Source organism: Streptomyces sp. NPDC048057 (assembly GCF_040653095.1).
GTDB lineage: Bacteria > Actinomycetota > Actinomycetes > Streptomycetales > Streptomycetaceae > Streptomyces.
Genome location: NZ_JBEZNF010000017.1, coordinates 60,064 through 75,927 on the forward strand (window position 1 = coordinate 60,064; position 15,864 = coordinate 75,927).

General features: G+C 72.3%; 15 protein-coding genes. 12 read left to right on the top strand and 3 right to left on the bottom strand.

Annotated features, from left to right (window positions below; all coding sequences use genetic code 11):
- Positions 1-286 precede the first annotated feature (286 nt).
- The 9 genes from AB0E05_RS20995 (at position 287) to era (ending at position 8,660) form a co-directional block, all read left to right on the top strand.
- Complete coding sequence (locus AB0E05_RS20995) at positions 287-1,384, top strand: PhoH family protein (RefSeq protein ID WP_361965575.1); 1,098 nt, start codon at positions 287-289, stop codon at positions 1,382-1,384.
- A 14-nt stretch (positions 1,385-1,398) separates the two neighbouring features.
- Positions 1,399-1,896, top strand: a complete 498-nt coding sequence (gene ybeY / locus AB0E05_RS21000; RefSeq protein WP_361965577.1) for an rRNA maturation RNase YbeY — start codon at positions 1,399-1,401, stop codon at positions 1,894-1,896.
- The gene (locus tag AB0E05_RS21005; protein ID WP_361965579.1) at positions 1,893-3,194 is read left to right on the top strand and encodes a hemolysin family protein; all 1,302 of its coding nucleotides are present in this window, start codon (positions 1,893-1,895) and stop codon (positions 3,192-3,194) included. Before ybeY ends, AB0E05_RS21005 begins: the two co-directional genes overlap by 4 nt.
- Positions 3,195-3,208: 14 nt before the next feature.
- The gene (locus AB0E05_RS21010) at positions 3,209-3,562 is read left to right on the top strand and encodes an MmcQ/YjbR family DNA-binding protein (protein WP_361965812.1); all 354 of its coding nucleotides are present in this window, start codon (positions 3,209-3,211) and stop codon (positions 3,560-3,562) included.
- Between the two features lie 64 nt (positions 3,563-3,626).
- The gene (locus AB0E05_RS21015; RefSeq protein WP_361965581.1) at positions 3,627-4,004 is read left to right on the top strand and encodes a cytidine deaminase; all 378 of its coding nucleotides are present in this window, start codon (positions 3,627-3,629) and stop codon (positions 4,002-4,004) included.
- A 414-nt stretch (positions 4,005-4,418) separates the two neighbouring features.
- Positions 4,419-4,895 (top strand): hypothetical protein, encoded by a 477-nt coding sequence (locus tag AB0E05_RS21020; RefSeq protein WP_361965583.1) that lies wholly within the window; start codon positions 4,419-4,421, stop codon positions 4,893-4,895.
- A gap of 361 nt (positions 4,896-5,256) precedes the next feature.
- A complete protein-coding gene (locus tag AB0E05_RS21025) occupies positions 5,257-6,624 on the top strand; it encodes a beta-xylosidase (RefSeq protein WP_361965585.1) in 1,368 nt (455 codons plus the stop codon).
- Positions 6,625-6,684: 60 nt separating this feature from the next.
- The gene (locus AB0E05_RS21030; protein ID WP_361965587.1) at positions 6,685-7,647 is read left to right on the top strand and encodes a DUF916 domain-containing protein; all 963 of its coding nucleotides are present in this window, start codon (positions 6,685-6,687) and stop codon (positions 7,645-7,647) included.
- 59 nt (positions 7,648-7,706) lie between these two features.
- Positions 7,707-8,660, top strand: coding sequence for a GTPase Era (era, locus tag AB0E05_RS21035; protein ID WP_361965589.1), 954 nt, complete (start codon positions 7,707-7,709; stop codon positions 8,658-8,660).
- 166 nt (positions 8,661-8,826) lie between these two features.
- Here the strand turns inward: era and AB0E05_RS21040 are convergent, their stop codons facing one another.
- Both AB0E05_RS21040 and AB0E05_RS21045 read right to left on the bottom strand, forming a co-directional pair.
- Complete coding sequence (locus tag AB0E05_RS21040; RefSeq protein WP_361965591.1) at positions 8,827-9,093, bottom strand: protealysin inhibitor emfourin; 267 nt, start codon at positions 9,091-9,093, stop codon at positions 8,827-8,829.
- Positions 9,094-9,164: 71 nt separating this feature from the next.
- A complete protein-coding gene (locus AB0E05_RS21045; protein ID WP_361965593.1) occupies positions 9,165-10,220 on the bottom strand; it encodes a M4 family metallopeptidase in 1,056 nt (351 codons plus the stop codon).
- Between the two features lie 416 nt (positions 10,221-10,636).
- Here AB0E05_RS21045 and leuA point away from each other — a divergent pair, with 416 nt between their 5' ends.
- Both leuA and AB0E05_RS21055 read left to right on the top strand, forming a co-directional pair.
- The gene (leuA, locus tag AB0E05_RS21050; protein ID WP_361965595.1) at positions 10,637-12,397 is read left to right on the top strand and encodes a 2-isopropylmalate synthase; all 1,761 of its coding nucleotides are present in this window, start codon (positions 10,637-10,639) and stop codon (positions 12,395-12,397) included.
- Between the two features lie 221 nt (positions 12,398-12,618).
- Positions 12,619-13,323 (top strand): TerB family tellurite resistance protein, encoded by a 705-nt coding sequence (locus AB0E05_RS21055; protein ID WP_361965597.1) that lies wholly within the window; start codon positions 12,619-12,621, stop codon positions 13,321-13,323.
- 16 nt (positions 13,324-13,339) lie between these two features.
- Here the strand turns inward: AB0E05_RS21055 and AB0E05_RS21060 are convergent, their stop codons facing one another.
- Positions 13,340-14,809 carry an MFS transporter gene (locus tag AB0E05_RS21060; protein ID WP_361965599.1) on the bottom strand — a complete coding sequence of 490 codons (1,470 nt, stop codon included), beginning with the start codon at positions 14,807-14,809 and terminating at the stop codon, positions 13,340-13,342.
- 114 nt (positions 14,810-14,923) lie between these two features.
- Here AB0E05_RS21060 and AB0E05_RS21065 point away from each other — a divergent pair, with 114 nt between their 5' ends.
- Positions 14,924-15,718, top strand: coding sequence for a helix-turn-helix transcriptional regulator (locus tag AB0E05_RS21065; protein ID WP_361965601.1), 795 nt, complete (start codon positions 14,924-14,926; stop codon positions 15,716-15,718).
- The last annotated feature ends 146 nt before the right edge of the window (positions 15,719-15,864 follow it).

Sequence of the window (15,864 nt, forward strand, 5' to 3'; positions counted from 1 at the left end):
GCAGTTCCCCGCGCCCCTGAAAACCCATGCCCTGCGGGCATGAGCGCCCCAGCGCCCGCAGGGCGCAATAGGGGCGCGGGGAACTGCGCGACGAGCCACAGATCAGCCGCAGAGCACAACGCGCCCGCAGGGCTACGGCGAGTAGGCCCGCACCCCGCCCCGCACTGCACCCGGCGGGAAAAGGCTTCCGCTGTTGCGGCCGGGGGGACGTACGCTGGGGTACCAGAGGTTGTCGAGTGGCGAGAACCCCGCACGAGGAGGTCAGGCAGGCCCGTCGGGCCGGACCATGACTCAGACACCCACTGCACAGACCTCGGCGCCAGGTCAGGCGCGAGCCTTCTTCACCGTCCCGCCCAAGCACCCCATGGTGACGGTCCTCGGCTCGGGTGACTCACTGCTGCGCGTGATCGAGGCGGCTTTCCCGGCGGCCGATATCCATGTCCGGGGCAATGAGATCAGCGCGGTCGGAGACGCGGCGGAAGTCGCCCTGATACAGCGACTGTTCGACGAGATGATGCTCGTGCTCCGCACGGGACAGCCGATGACGGAGGACGCCGTGGAACGCTCGATCGCCATGCTCAGGGCGGAGGCGAACGGCGACGGAGACGGCGCCGAGACCCCCGCCGAGGTGCTCACCCAGAACATCCTCTCCAGCCGCGGTCGCACCATCCGCCCCAAGACCCTCAACCAGAAGCGCTACGTCGACGCCATCGACAAGCACACGATCGTGTTCGGCATCGGCCCCGCCGGCACCGGCAAGACGTACCTCGCCATGGCGAAGGCGGTCCAGGCGCTCCAGTCCAAGCAGGTCACCCGGATCATCCTGACCCGGCCCGCCGTCGAGGCGGGGGAGCGGCTCGGCTTCCTGCCCGGCACGCTCTACGAGAAGATCGACCCGTATCTGCGCCCGCTGTACGACGCGCTGCACGACATGCTCGACCCCGACTCCATCCCGCGCCTGATGGCCGCGGGCACGATCGAGGTCGCGCCGCTGGCGTACATGCGCGGCCGGACGTTGAACGACGCGTTCATCATCCTCGACGAGGCCCAGAACACGAGCCCGGAGCAGATGAAGATGTTCCTGACGAGGCTCGGCTTCGACTCGAAGATCGTCATCACCGGTGACGTGACCCAGGTCGACCTGCCGAACGGCACGAAGAGCGGTCTGCGCCAGGTCCAGGAGATCCTCGACGGCGTCGAGGACGTCCACTTCTCCCGGCTCACGTCGCACGACGTGGTCCGGCACCGGCTCGTCGGACGTATCGTCGACGCGTACGAGAAGTACGACGGCCGCCTCGGTGCGCAGGCCGGCGGTGCCCCGCACGGCCAGCAGGCCGCGCACCACCACCACCAGCACTCCGGCCGCAACGCCCAGGGGAAGTAGAGCACCACCACACCATGTCGATCGACGTCAACAACGAGTCCGGAATCGAGATCGACGAGCAGGCGGTGCTCGACGTGGCCCGCTACGCGCTCGCCCGGATGCGCATCCACCCGCTCTCCGAGCTCTCGGTGATCGTCGTGGACGCCGAAGCCATGGAGCAGTTGCACATCCAGTGGATGGACCTGCCGGGGCCGACCGACGTCATGTCCTTCCCGATGGACGAGCTGCGTCCGCCGGTCAAGGACGACGAGGAGCCCCCGCAGGGGCTCCTCGGTGACATCGTGCTCTGCCCCGAGGTCGCCCGTCAGCAGGGCGAGCAGGCCCCCACCGGGCACTCCATGGACGAGGAGCTCCAACTGCTCACCGTCCACGGAGTGCTCCACCTGCTGGGATACGACCACGAGGAGCCGGACGAGAAGGCCGAGATGTTCGGGCTCCAGGCCGCCATCGTCGACGGCTGGCGGGCCGAGCGCGGGCTGACCGGTCCGTCTCCCGCGCCGACCGTGTCATGAGCGGCCTCCTGATCGTCGGGGCCGTCCTGCTGGTCGTCGTCGCCTGGCTGGCGGCGTGCGCCGAGGCCGCCCTCGCCCGGGTCTCCAGCTTCCGCGCGGACCAGGCGGTGCGCGCGGGCCGGCGCGGTGCGGGCAAGCTCGCACAGGTCTCCGCGGACCCCACCCGCTATCTGAACGTCGCCCTGCTGGTCCGGGTCGCCTGCGAGATGGCCGCCGGCGTCCTCGTCACCTACGTCTGCCTCCAGTCGTTCCCGGAGACCTGGGAGGCGCTGACCGTCGCCATCGCGGTGATGGTCCTCGTCTCGTACGTCGCCGTCGGCGTCTCCCCGCGGACCATCGGCCGCCAGCACCCGCTGAACACCGCGACCGCCGCCGCGTACGTCCTGCTCCCGCTGGCCCGGATCATGGGCCCGATCCCGCAGCTGCTGATCCTGATCGGCAACGCCCTCACCCCCGGCAAGGGCTTCCGCAAGGGCCCCTTCGCCAGCGAGGCCGAGCTGCGGGCGCTGGTCGACCTCGCCGAGCAGGAATCGCTGATCGAGGACGAGGAGCGCCGCATGGTGCACTCCGTCTTCCAGCTCGGCGACACCCTGGTGCGCGAGGTGATGGTGCCGCGCACCGACCTGGTCTGCATCGAGCGGCACAAGACCGTCCGCCAGGCGCTCACCCTCGCGCTGCGCTCCGGCTTCTCCCGGATCCCCGTCACCGGGGAGAACGAGGACGACGTCGTCGGCGTCGTGTACTTGAAGGACCTGGTGCGCAAGACCCATGTGAACCGCGAGGCCGAGGGCGACCTGGTCGCCACCGCGATGCGGCCCGCGGTCTTCGTCCCCGACACCAAGAACGCCGGCGACCTGCTCCGCGAGATGCAGCAGAAGCGGAACCACGTCGCCGTCGTCATCGACGAGTACGGCGGCACCGCCGGCATCGTCACCATCGAGGACATCCTGGAGGAGATCGTCGGCGAGATCACCGACGAGTACGACCGCGAGCTGCCGCCCGTCGAGGACCTCGGCGGCGGACGCTTCCGGGTCACCGCCCGCCTCGACATCGGCGACCTGGGCGAGTTGTACGGCGTGGGCGCACTGGACGACGAGGACGTGGAGACCGTCGGAGGGCTGCTCGCCAAGTCGCTGGGCCGGGTCCCGATCGCGGGCGCGACCGCGCTGGTCGACCTGCCCGACGGCCGGTCCCTGCGGCTCACCGCGGAGTCCCCGGCCGGCCGCCGGAACAAGATCGTCACGGTGTTGACGGAGCCGGTCAAGGACCGCCCCGGGGCGGAAGTGGGGGTCGGATGACCGCCCCCCGCCCGCTGACCGCGGCCAAGCTCCGGGCGTTCTGCCTGGAGTTCAACGACGCCGTGGAGACCTTCCCCTTCGGCCCGGAGAACTCGGTCTTCAAGGTCGCGGGGAGGATGTTCGCGCTCAGTGCGCTGGACGGCCGGCCGCTGACGGTCAATCTGAAGTGCGAGCCGGAGAACGCGGTGCGGCTGCGCGCCGAGCACCCCGCGATCACCCCCGGCTACCACATGAACAAGCGCCACTGGAACACGGTCGCCGTGGCCGACCTGCCCGCGCGGCTGGTCAAGGAGCTGATCGAGGACTCGTACGACCTGGTGGTGGCCAAGCTCCCCAGGGCGGAACGACTCCGCCTCGACCGGCCCTGACCCTCCCCGGCCCACCGACGGCCCGACCCGCGGGCGCCTGCGGGTCGCGATCTATGCTTCGGGCATGACCCAGAGCAGCGAATCGCAGGGCGCCGGCGGGGCGGACCTCGGCGCCGAGGACCGCAAGATCATCACGCTGGCGCGCAGCGCCCGGGCCCGCAACGCGGTGCCCGAGGGCGCCGCCGTACGGGACGAGACCGGGCGGACGTACGTCGCCGGGACGGTGGCGCTCGACTCGCTGAAGCTGAGCGCGCTCCAGACGGCCGTCGCGATGGCGGTGGCGAGCGGGGCGACGTCGCTGGAGGCCGCGGCCGTGGTCTCGGAGTCCGCCGCCGTCCCGGAGCAGGACCGCGCGGCCGTACGGGACGCGGGCGGGCCCGCCACCCCGGTGCTGCTGGCCGGCCCGGACGGACAGCTCAGGGCCACGGTCACGGCCGGCTGAGCCGGTCGCCGGACCCCGGCCCGTACGCCTCGTACCCCCTCGCGAATCGACCCGTCCCGTGGGTCCCGCCGTGGATTCCCAGAAGGATCACGGCCGTTCGTCTTGCCTTCGTCGGCCGGTTGCGCATCAATGAACAGCAGCTCAACCCGACGGATCGTCAGATCCACCCCGTTCCACCCGTGACGGCACGGTCCGGGACCCGAGCCGCGGTCCCGAGCCGAGTCCGGCCGTCCCACCGTCCGTGCGGCGTGCGCACCCCGCCCGCGGAGTTCACCGACGATCCACGCACACCCTTGTGACGCAGCCCGCGGCGCGGCGCGTCCGTGCGCGACGACGTCCACGTGTCACCCCGCGCGCGGTCCGACGCGTGCAGCGGGCTGCCCCAACCATCCCTGGCAAGGGAAAGGGGAATCCATGCGAGGCAGCAGATTGGGCATCGGCTCCGCCGTGGCGGCGGGGGTGCTCGCCGTCACGTCCCTGGCGTTCGCCCCGGGCGCCGGGGCGGTCACGCCGACCGAGGCGACCGCCGACTACGACTGCGGCATGTGGGGCGGCGGCCAGGCGCGACTGACCGCCACCCAGAACGGCACCGCGGCCACCATCGTCCTGCGGTCGGCGGTGAAGACGCCGGTGGCGGTGGGCGCCGACACCATCAACGCGACCCTCACGCTGGCTAAGGCCGGCGGCGGCACCCGGCAGTTCACCGGGCAGAAGAACCCGGCGCTGGCGGCGGGCGCGTCCGTGGAGATCGGCCCGCTGAACGCGACGGTCGCGCTCGGCGACAGCCTCAACTCGTACTTCGCCGGGCCGGCCCTGACGATGACGATCTTCGGGTTCCCGGTGAGCTGTGACGCCGTGACCTCGCAGTCGCCGGGACCGTTCGTGTTCTGACCGCCCGCCCGCCCGCCCGCCCGCCCGTCCGTCCGTCGTGGCCGGGGGCCGGTGCCGTTGCCTGCGGCGCCGGCCCCTGCGGCTGCCTGCGGCGGGCGCGGTGGCGCACTGGGGGCGCACTGGTCTCCGCGACCAGCCCAGACGGCCCGCAGGTGTCACGACTGCCGCACCGGCACGGCGCCGTCGCGCCCGCCCGAGGCGGCCGCGGAGCGCGTGGATCTTGACAGTAACTGATGGGTCATCAGTTGGCGGATTTCGCTTCCCTTGACTTCTTTTGAGCGCCCCTGGTCAATGGCCGTCCGCATGCCAGGCCGTCCGCACGCCTCCGCATTCCTCCGCATTCCTCCGAAGGGGACACCACATGGCCTCAAGCCTCCGCAACGCCGGGCGAAGACCAGCGGCCCGACGTCGCACCGCCGGGCGCCGGCGGTGGACCGCCGCGCTCGGCGGCCTCGCGCTCCTCGCCGGCACGGCCGCCCTGGCCGCTCCCGCACACGCATCGCCCACCGCGTCCGCGCCGGTCGACTTCGCGACCCGCTGCGTACCGCCGCCGATCGCCGGCATCCCGCCCATCAACGGCACCACGACCGCCGAGATCACCGTCGACAACGCCGCCCCCAAGGTCGGCGACACGGTCACGGTCACCTACAAGGTCACCAAACCGGCCGCCAGCAACCCGGTCGACCTCGCGCTCCCCGCCGACATCATGACCCCCACCGGCAAGGTCACCCTCGGCGGCGCCCAGACCGGCGCCCTCACCGTCGCCGGCCCGAAGAAGAACCCGCCCGTGCCCGGCAAGGGCGAGTTCCCGCCGTTCGCCATGACCGGCACGTTCACGGTCACCGCGGCCGGCGCGATCACCCTCTCGCCCGGCGACTACAACATCCACACCAGCTACATCATGGAGCTGGACACGCCCTGCACGGTCAGCAGCCCGCCCGCGCCCGTCTCCCAGACGATCGTGGCGAGCGAGCGGCCGGGCGCCAACGAGCGCGCGATCTCGCTGGGCACGGCGTCCGGCAAGCCCGGCGAACGCGTCACCGTCGCCGGTACCGCGTTCACCCCGCTCGCCGACGTCACCGTCGTCGGCCGGGCCGGCGCGGCCGAGACCGCCGACAAGATGACGGTCAGGACCGACGCGGCCGGTGGCTTCACCGCCCGGCTGAAGGTGAACGACAAGGCGACCACCTCGGTCGTCGCGTACGAGGGCAGCTCCTGGTCCGCCGACAAGGGCGCGGGGCCGGCCGCGTACACCGTCGTCGACGACACCCCCGTGCCGGGCAACAGCCAGAAGCTCACCGCGTCCGTGGTCGCCGGCACCCTGTCCATGACCCAGGCCGGGGACGCCGTCCAGCTCTCCGCGGTGAACTTCGGCGCCGGCGGCGCGGCCACCGGCGACCTCCAGAAGGTGACGGTCAGGGACTTCCGCGGCGGGCCCGCCGGCTGGTCCCTCACCGGCAAGGTCACCGACTTCACCGGCCCCGGCGGCCGGATCGAGGCGGGGAAGCTCGGCTGGACCCCCGCGTGCACCACCAAGGCGGGCAGCCCCAGCACCTGCGTGCCGGGCTCCGCCGGGACCGTGGGCAGTGCCGGCGCGACCCTCGCCTCCGCACCCAACGGCACCGTCACCGGCGGAGAGTTCACGGTGGACGCGAAGGTCTCGCTCGACGTCCCCGCGTTCACCGCGCCCGGTGCGTACGCCGGCGTCCTCACCCTCACCCTCACCTGACGGCACGGCGGGCCGGGCGCGCACCCGGTCGGCCCGCCCCGACCCCGGGGATCCGCACCCATGACGACAGCGTTCCGAGCGCGCGCACGGGCCGTCCTGCTGGCCCTGCTCGCCGTGCTGCTGGCCCCGGCCGCGCCCGCCGCCCGGGCCGCCGAGAACGGCGAGTGGTCCGTCTACCCCGCCGCGTCCGAGCTGGGCAGCCGGCCGTACTTCTACCTCACCGCCGAACCGGGAGCCACCCTCACCGACCGGATCACCATCGGCAACAAGACCGCGGCGCCCCTGACCTTCCGGCTGTACGCCGCCGACGCGTACAACACCGAACGCGACGGCGGCTTCGCCGTGCGCGCCCCGGACGAGGACCAGCGCGGCATCGGCGCCTGGGCCAGACCCGAGAGGGAGCGCGTCACCGTCCCACCGCGCGGTTCGGTCACCGTGGGCTACGCCCTCACCGTCCCCGAGGGCGCCGAACCCGGGGACCACCCCGGCGCGCTGGTGGCCCTGGACGAGCGCGTCGGCCGGACCGGCGGGAACGTCGCGCTCGGCGTGCAGCAGGCCGTCGGCGCCCGGGTGTACCTGCGGGTGAAGGGCCCCGCGGTGCCCGCGCTCTCCGTCGAGGACGTCACCCTCAGCCAGGACCGGCCGCTGCTGCCCGGCGCGGGCGAGAGCAGCGCCGTCATCTCGTACACCCTGCACAACCGCGGCAACGTGACCCTGAACCCCGAGGTCGCCCTGAAGGCCGAGGGGCTCTTCGGGCGCGACCTGCTGGCGCGGGAGCTGCAAAAGGTGCCCTCCGAACTGCTGCCCCGGCAGAAGATCCGACTCACCGAGCGCTGGCGCGGCTCCCCGCAGGCCGACTGGGGCGAGATCCGGCTCACCGCGACCGCCAAGGACGTCCGGGAGTCTGCCGCGGTCTCCTTCTTCGCCCTGCCGTGGCTTCTCGCCGCGGCCGTGGCGGTGCTGCTCGGGGGCGGCGGAGCATGGGGCCGCGCCCGGCTGAAGGCCCGTGCACGGGCGCGGTGAGGCCCGTCGCACCGCCTCGTGCGGCACGGAGGACACGGGCGCCGCGGGCATCAGCGACAATGAACGGCATGAGCGTGCGTAACCAGTCCACCGAGTCCGCCCCCCACCGGTCGGGCTTCGCCTGTTTCGTCGGCCGCCCCAACGCCGGCAAGTCCACCCTCACGAACGCTCTGGTCGGTCAGAAGGTGGCGATCACCTCGAACCGTCCGCAGACCACCCGGCACACCGTGCGCGGCATCGTGCACCGGCCCGAGGCCCAGCTGATCCTGGTCGACACCCCCGGCCTGCACAAGCCGCGCACCCTGCTCGGCGAGCGGCTGAACGACGTGGTGCGCACCACCTGGGCCGAGGTCGACGTGATCGGCTTCTGCATGCCGGCGAACGAGAAGGTGGGCCCCGGCGACCGCTACATCGCCCAGGAGCTGGCCGGGATCAAGAAGACCCCGAAGGTCGCCGTCGTCACCAAGACGGACCTGGTCGACTCCAAGACCCTGGCCGAACAGCTCCTCGCCGTCGACCGGCTCGGCCGGGAACTGGGCATCGAGTGGGCCGAGATCATCCCGGTGTCCGCGACCGGCGGCAAGCAGGTCGCGCTCGTCGCCGACCTGCTGGTCCCGCTGCTGCCCGAGGGCCCCCCGCTCTACCCGGAGGGCGACCTCACGGACGAGCCCGAGCAGGTCATGGTCGCCGAGCTGATCCGCGAGGCGGCGCTGGAGGGCGTACGGGACGAGCTGCCGCACTCGATCGCGGTCGTCGTCGAGGAGATGCTGCCGCGTGAGGGCCGCCCGGCGGACAAGCCGCTGCTGGACATCCACGCCAACGTGTACATCGAGCGCCCCAGCCAGAAGGGCATCATCATCGGCCCCAAGGGCAGCCGGCTGAAGGAGGTCGGCAGCAAGTCGCGCAAGCACATCGAGGCGCTGCTCGGCACCCCGGTCTTCCTCGATCTGCACGTCAAGGTCGCGAAGGACTGGCAGCGGGACCCCAAGCAGCTCCGCAAGCTGGGCTTCTGAGCGCGCTCGGGGGCGGCGGTTGCCTTGCGGGGTGCGTCGTGGTCGTCAGCGCAGCCCCTAGCGCCCCCGGACGTACTCGCCGTTCGCACCCGCAGAGACCAACGCGCCCGCAGGGCCACGGCGCGGGTGTCCAGGCGCTCCGGCCCAGCCGCACCGCGGGCAGGACCTACGCGCCTTCCTTCAGCACCCGCGACACCAGCTCGCGCTGCGCCGCGGTCAGGCGGGGGTCCGCGGTGTGGACCGTGCGGCCGTCGACGGTGATCTCGTACGCGAAGCCGTCCGGCACCCCGGCGCGCGGAGCGCCGCCGGCGCTCGCGAGCGCCTCGGCGGCCAGTGCCCGCCAGGCGTCCGCGTCGGACCGACCCGCGGTGTCCACCGTCGCGGACCGCTCGATGCCGGCGAATCCACCGGTGCGCCGTACCTGGATGCGCATGGGCTCCGCCCTCGTGTGTTGGGCCGGCGCTGGGACCCGGGCAGCCGCCGCGGGCCCCTTCGGTCGGCCCGCTACGCGGTGGGCACGCCCACCGTGGACCACGCCTTGAGCACGGCCTCCGTCTCGTCGCCCTCACCGTAGCGCGCGCGTGCCGCGGCCACCGTCTGGCGGGCGAAGTCGGCGAAGTCCGCGTCGCTCGACAGCTCCCCGCCGGTCAGCGTGTCGTACCAGATCTGTCCGGCGCGCTCCCACGACTTGCCGCCGAGCCGGGTGGCCAGCAGGTAGAAGGCGTGGTTCGGGATGCCGGAGTTGATGTGGACGCCGCCGTTGTCCCGGCCGGTGCGCACGTAGTCGTCCATCGTCGCCGGCTGCGGGTCCTTGCCGAGGACGTCGTCGTCGTACGCGGTGCCCGGGGCCTTCATGCTGCGCAGTGCGACGCCGGTGACGTCGGGCGCCAGCAGCCCGGCGCCGATCAGCCAGTCCGCCTGCTCCGCGGTCTGGTCCAGGGTGTACTGCTTGACCAGCGAGCCGAAGACGTCCGACACGGACTCGTTGAGCGCGCCCGACTGGCTGAAGTAGTCCAGGTTCGCGGTGTACTGCGTCAGCCCGTGCGCCAGCTCGTGCGCGATGACGTCGATGGGGATGGAGAAGTCCAGGAAGATCTCGCCGTCGCCGTCGCCGAAGACCATCTGGGCGCCGTCCCAGAAGGCGTTGCCGTAGTCGCGGTCGTAGTGGACGCTCGCCTTCAGCGGCAGTCCGGCGTCGTCGAGGGAGCTGCGCCCGTAGGACTTCAGCAGGAGCTCGAAGGTGGAGCCGAGGCCCGCGTAGACGCGGTTGACGGTGGCGTCCTGGACGGGGGCGTCGCCCTCGCCGCGGACCTTCTTGCCCGGCAGGTCGGTGCCGTTCTCGCAGTCGTACACGGTGCGTCGTGGGGTGTCCCTGGGGCCGGGCGGTGCCGCCGCCGCGGTCAGGCCGCGCACGGTGGTGATCCGGCGCCGGGTGCGCTGGAGGGCGTCCAGCTCCAGGGTGCGGTGGGCGCGCTGGGCGACCGCGCCCGCGCCGGAGCGCGCGATGCGATCGAGCAGATGAGGGGGCACGACGGTGCAGAAGACGGTGTGGAATGCCATGTCTGGCAATGTGGCACCGCGTCACCGAGCTGTCACTAGCTGCGACGGCCTTTAGTGAAATGGAGTGAAGCGCCCGGATCCACTGACGTCTCCCGGTCCCCCCTGCGCCCCCGCGACCCGTGGGGTTGCTCTACAGCGGGCGCGGGTGCGCCGTGACGGGTGTGCGGTAATGGCGGGGACGCGTCCGCCAAGGCGGCGCTCCGCGGGCATTCGGGGTTCCGCATACTGATACGGGCGGGTCCGGACCGCGAGGTGTCGGTTACGATGCCAGGCATCATGCGTTTCGGGCTGCTTCTTCTTAGCTGCCGCGGCGAGGGCCTGTAGTCGTAGGCCGACCCCCTCCCCGCGGGACCTGCTGCTGCTTCGAACCGTCGGCCGGTTGAGACCTTCCATCCGGATTCCGAGGAGCCCGCGCCATGTCCGACCCCACCGTTGGTCGTCCCACCCCGCTGACGAACGCGAGTCACACCCAGAAGCCGTCCGGGATGCCGATCCGCAAGTACCGGCCCTTCGACGCGGTCGACATCGCCGACCGCAGCTGGCCCCAGAAGCGCATCACCCAGGCGCCCCGCTGGCTCTCCACCGACCTGCGCGACGGCAACCAGGCGCTGATCGACCCGATGTCCCCGGCCCGCAAGCGCGCCATGTTCGACCTGCTGGTACGGATGGGCTACAAGGAGATCGAGGTCGGATTCCCGTCGTCCGGCGAGACCGACTTCGCGTTCGTGCGCTCCATCATCGAGGAGGGCGCGATCCCCGAGGACGTGACGATCTCCGTCCTGACCCAGGCGCGCGAAGAGCTGATCGAGCGCACGGTGGAGTCCCTGAAGGGCGCCCACCGGGCCACCGTCCACCTGTACAACGCCACCGCGCCCACCTTCCGCCGCGTCGTCTTCCGCGGCTCGAAGGAGCAGGTCAAGCAGATCGCGGTGGACGGCACCCGGCTGGTGATGGAGTACGCCGAGAAGCTGCTGGGCCCCGAGACCGTCTTCGGCTACCAGTACAGCCCGGAGATCTTCACCGACACCGAGCTGGACTTCGCCCTGGAGGTCTGCGAGGGCGTCATGGACGTCTGGCAGCCGGAGGACGGCCGGGAGATCATCCTGAACCTGCCGGCGACGGTCGAGCGGTCGACCCCGTCCACGCACGCGGACCGCTTCGAGTGGATGTCGCGCCATCTGTCCCGGCGCCAGTACGTGTGCCTGTCCACGCATCCGCACAACGACCGCGGCACGGCCGTCGCCGCCGCCGAGCTGGCCGTGATGGCGGGCGCGGACCGCGTCGAGGGCTGTCTGTTCGGCCAGGGCGAGCGCACCGGCAACGTCGACCTGGTCACCCTGGGCATGAACCTGTTCTCGCAGGGCGTGGACCCGCAGATCGACTTCTCGCAGATCGACGAGATCCGTCGCACCAGCGAGTACTGCAACCAGATGGAGGTCCACCCGCGCCACCCGTACGCGGGCGACCTGGTCTACACCGCCTTCTCCGGCTCCCACCAGGACGCCATCAAGAAGGGCTTCGACGCGCTGGAGGCGGACGCCGCGGCGGACGGCAAGACCGTCGACGACGTCGAGTGGAACGTGCCGTACCTGCCGATCGACCCCAAGGACGTGGGCCGTTCCTACGAGGCGGTCATCCGGGTCAACTCGCAGTCCGGCAAGGGCGGCATCGCGTACGTCCTGAAGAACGACCACAAGCTGGACCTGCCGCGCCGGATGCAGATCGAGTTCTCGAAGATCATCCAGGCGAAGACCGACGCCGAGGGCGGAGAGGTCACCCCGGCCGCCATCTGGGACGTCTTCCGGGACGAGTACCTGCCCAACCCCGACAACGCCTGGGGTCGGGTCCAGCTCCGCTCGGGCCAGTCCACCACCGACACCGACGGCGTGGACGCGCTGACCGTGGACGCGGTCGTCGACGGCGTGGAGACCCGGCTGGAGGGGACGGGCAACGGTCCGATCTCCGCCTTCTTCGACGCCCTCCAGGCCATCGGGATCGACGTGCGGCTGCTGGACTACACCGAGCACACCATGAGCGAGGGCGCCTCAGCGCAGGCCGCCTCGTACATCGAGTGCGCCATCGACGGCAAGGTGCTGTGGGGCGTCGGAATCGACGCCAACACCACGCGGGCCTCGCTGAAGGCCGTCGTCTCGGCGGTCAACCGCGCCGCGCGCTGAGCGGATCCGCCCGCCGTCCGCCCGTGCGGCGTCAGACGTCCACCACCCGCGCCCCGGGTCGTTTCCGTCCGGAATCGGCCCGGGGCGCGGCCGTGGTGACGGTCGTCGGGAATCGGCCATGTGCCGTCCGGCTGTCTCCGGGGTGCTGACGACCCCCCGTCCGTGTGGCTAACATCACGCCAACGCGGCGGTGCCGCGGGGAGCATGGCGGAGGTGGCGGAGTGCGGACTGGCCGAGGAGTATTTGGCCGGAAGGTAGTGGTCTGCGGCGTTCACACCTCGTGGAACACCGTCGGCGACGGCGAGTTCTTCTGCACGGCGTGCGGCGGCGACCGCAACTACCGTCGGCGCACCGGCCGTCGTCGCTTCACCCTGCTCGGGATTCCGCTGCTGCCGCGCGGTTCGGCCGGGCCCGTCGTCGAATGCGCCGCCTGCCACGGCCACTTCGGCATGGACGCACTCGATCACCCCACCACCGCGCGCTTCTCCGCGATGCTGCGCGACGCGGTGCACACCGTCGCCCTCGCCGTCCTCGTCTCCGGCGGCACCGCTTCGCGGTCCGTACGGGAGACGGCCCTGGCCACCGTCCGGGCCGCCGGTCTCCACGAGTGCACCGAGGACCAGCTCACCGGACTGATCGAGGCGCTGGCCGCCGACACCGGCCGGTTCGTCACCGACACCGGCCCCTACGGGGGTGCTGCCGCCGCCCTCGCGATCGAACTGCACGAGGCGCTGGAGCCGCTGGCGCCCCATCTCGCCCCCGCGGGGCGGGAGTCGATCCTGCTCCAGGGCGCCCGGATCGCGCTCGCCGACGGGCCGTACACCCCGGCCGAGCGGGAGGTGCTGACGACGGTGGGCGCGGCGCTGCGGCTGCCGACCGCCGACACCGTACGGCTGCTGGACACCGCCCGCACCCACTCGCCCTGATCCCTGCCCCGGGCGCTCAGTGGTCGGCGTCCGTCGGCGCCGCGGCCGTCGCCTCCTTCGCGCCGTCCGGCTGCCCGTCGGCCGGGGCGCGTCCCGGCATCAGGGTCGCGATGACCACCGCGCCGAGCGCCATGAACCCGGCCGCCACCACCAGCGCGAGCGCGAAGCCGTCCGTCGCCGCGTCCCCGCCGCCGTGCACCGGGTCTCCCTGACTGGACGCCAGGGAGACCAGCGCCGCGATGCCCACCGCGCCGCCGATCTGCTGGACGGAGCTGAGCAGCGCCGACCCGAGCCCGGCGTCCCGTTCCGTGGTGTCGGCGACGGCGGCGATCGCCAGCGCGGGGAACCCGAGGCCCGACGCGACCGAGACCACGATCACTCCGGGCAGCACCGCGGAGACGTAGCCGTCGCCCTCCGAGAGGCGCGACAGCAGCAGCATGCCGACCGCGCTCAGCGCGAACGACACCACGAGCGGCGGGCGGACCCCGTAGCTGGCGACGGCGCGCGCGGAGAGCCAGATGCCGATCAACACGCCACCCGCGTACGGCAGATAGGCCATGCCGGCGCGGAGCGGGCCGTACCCCATGACGTTCTGCAGGTGCAGCATGACCAGGAAGGTGAGGGCGAAGAAGGCGGCGGTGAACAGCAGGGACGTGCCGTATGCCACCGCCCTGGTCCGCACCGCCAGGAACCCCAGCGGCACCAGCGGCTCGGCCGTGCGCGCCTCGACGGCCAGGAAGGCCGCGCCCAGCACCAGCGCCAGCAGCAGCGACACCGCGGTCTGCGGGTCCCAGCCCGACTCCGCCGTCCGCAGCAGACCGTTCACCAGCGCCAACAGGGCACCCGTGCCCAGCAGGGCGCCCGGCACGTCGATCCGCGAGCGCCGGGCCGGCCGTCCACCGGGCAACAGGCGCGGCGTCAGCAGCAGTGCCGCCAGGGCGATCGGCACGTTGATGAAGAAGGCCCAGCGCCAGGACAGCAGGTCCGTCAGCACGCCCGACAGCACCAGGCCCGTGGTGCCGCCCAGCGCGGCCACCCCGCCCCAGACGCCCATGGCCTTCGCCCGCTCCTGATCGCCCGGGTACATCAGGGTGATCATCGACATCGCGGCCGGGCTCGCCAGGGCGGCGCCGGTGCCCTGGGCGAACCGCCCCGCCACCAACTGCCAGGGCTCCTGCGCCAGTCCGCACACCAGGCTGGCCGCCCCGAACAGGCTCACGCCGACGACGAACACCGCCCGACGGCCGAGCAGGTCGGCGGCGCGCCCGCCGGGGAGCAACAGGGCGCCGAAGGTGAGGAAGTAGGCGTTCACGACCCAGGCGAGGCCGGCGGTGCCGAATCCGAGGTCGTCCCGGATGGTCGCCAGCGCGACGTTCACCACCGAGTCGTCGAGGACCAACATGAAGTGCACGCAGGACAGGAGCACCAGCGCCGCCGTGCGCTGGCTGCCCCCGATGGCCTGCGTCGAAGTTGTGATTGCAGTCATACGACGACGCTATTCAGCAGGTCAGATGGCCGCGATATGCTACTGGGCCAGGCAATAGCGCATTGAGGACACAGTGGTGTGCGCCGGCGCGCGCCACAGGAGGTGACGAGCCGGGTGGCCACCCCCGAACCGTGCGACGCCCCCGTGGGCATAGGCGCCATCGTCGTCGGCAGCTTCCCGCTCACCTCCGGCGAGTGGTTCGACGCGCACAGCCACTCCCAGCACCAACTCGCCTGGAGCAGCCGCGGGGTGATCTCCGTCGCCGTCGACGACACCTACTGGGTGCTGCCGCCCACCCGCGCCCTGTGGATACCCGCCGGCACGGTCCACCGGCCCGGCGCCACCCGCGAAGCGGTCCTCTGCTCCCTCTACTTCCGACCCGACCGCTGCACCGTCGACTGGTCCGAGCCCACGCCCGTCGCCGTGGACGGACTGCTCGCCCGGCTCATCGTCCACCTGGGGCGCGACGACCTCGCCGACGACGCCCGGCTGCGGGCCGAAGCCGTCGTACCGGACCTGCTGCACCCGCTGCCCGCCGCCCCCATAGACGTGCCGAGTCCGCACGACGAGCGGGTGCGGGCCGTGGCGGAGACCCTCCTCGCCGACCCCGCGGACCCCCGCACCCTCGACGCCCACGCCCGGGCGATCGGCGTCAGCCGACGCACCCTCACCCGGCTCTTCGTCCACGACACCGGCATGCACTTCGACCGCTGGCGCACCCACGCCCGGCTGCGCGCCGCACTGCCGCTGCTCGCCGAGGGACAGCCGGTGTCCCGGGTCGCGCACGCCGTCGGCTACGCCACCGCCAGCGCCTTCCTCGCCGCCTTCCGCCGCACCGTGGGCACCTCGCCCAGCCGCTACCTCAGCGGTACTGCGGACGATTCACTGGCCGTACTCCCCGGGGAGTAACCGGCCGGGCGGACCCACCGCCGCAGTACGTCCCATCTCGCCCCACCGTCCGACGAATCCGCCGCGCTCCGGCGGGAGTCTGGTGGCCTCGGACGGGCGAACGGGGGCCACGGGCCCGGCCCGGCGAGGCGCCGTCCCGTGACGAA

What these genes read in the sequence shown, in the direction of transcription:
- AB0E05_RS21005 (WP_361965579.1), top strand. Translation starts at nt 1,893, where the DNA reads ATGAGCGGCCTCCTGATCGTCGGGGCCGTCCTGCTGGTCGTCGTCGCC.
- AB0E05_RS21020 (WP_361965583.1), top strand. Translation starts at nt 4,419, where the DNA reads ATGCGAGGCAGCAGATTGGGCATCGGCTCCGCCGTGGCGGCGGGGGTG.
- AB0E05_RS21045 (WP_361965593.1), bottom strand. Translation starts at nt 10,220, where the DNA reads ATGGCATTCCACACCGTCTTCTGCACCGTCGTGCCCCCTCATCTGCTC.
- ybeY (WP_361965577.1), top strand. Translation starts at nt 1,399, where the DNA reads ATGTCGATCGACGTCAACAACGAGTCCGGAATCGAGATCGACGAGCAG.
- AB0E05_RS21025 (WP_361965585.1), top strand. Translation starts at nt 5,257, where the DNA reads ATGGCCTCAAGCCTCCGCAACGCCGGGCGAAGACCAGCGGCCCGACGT.
- AB0E05_RS21040 (WP_361965591.1), bottom strand. Translation starts at nt 9,093, where the DNA reads ATGCGCATCCAGGTACGGCGCACCGGTGGATTCGCCGGCATCGAGCGG.
- AB0E05_RS21030 (WP_361965587.1), top strand. Translation starts at nt 6,685, where the DNA reads ATGACGACAGCGTTCCGAGCGCGCGCACGGGCCGTCCTGCTGGCCCTG.
- AB0E05_RS20995 (WP_361965575.1), top strand. Translation starts at nt 287, where the DNA reads ATGACTCAGACACCCACTGCACAGACCTCGGCGCCAGGTCAGGCGCGA.
- leuA (WP_361965595.1), top strand. Translation starts at nt 10,637, where the DNA reads ATGTCCGACCCCACCGTTGGTCGTCCCACCCCGCTGACGAACGCGAGT.
- era (WP_361965589.1), top strand. Translation starts at nt 7,707, where the DNA reads ATGAACGGCATGAGCGTGCGTAACCAGTCCACCGAGTCCGCCCCCCAC.
- AB0E05_RS21060 (WP_361965599.1), bottom strand. Translation starts at nt 14,809, where the DNA reads ATGACTGCAATCACAACTTCGACGCAGGCCATCGGGGGCAGCCAGCGC.
- AB0E05_RS21015 (WP_361965581.1), top strand. Translation starts at nt 3,627, where the DNA reads ATGACCCAGAGCAGCGAATCGCAGGGCGCCGGCGGGGCGGACCTCGGC.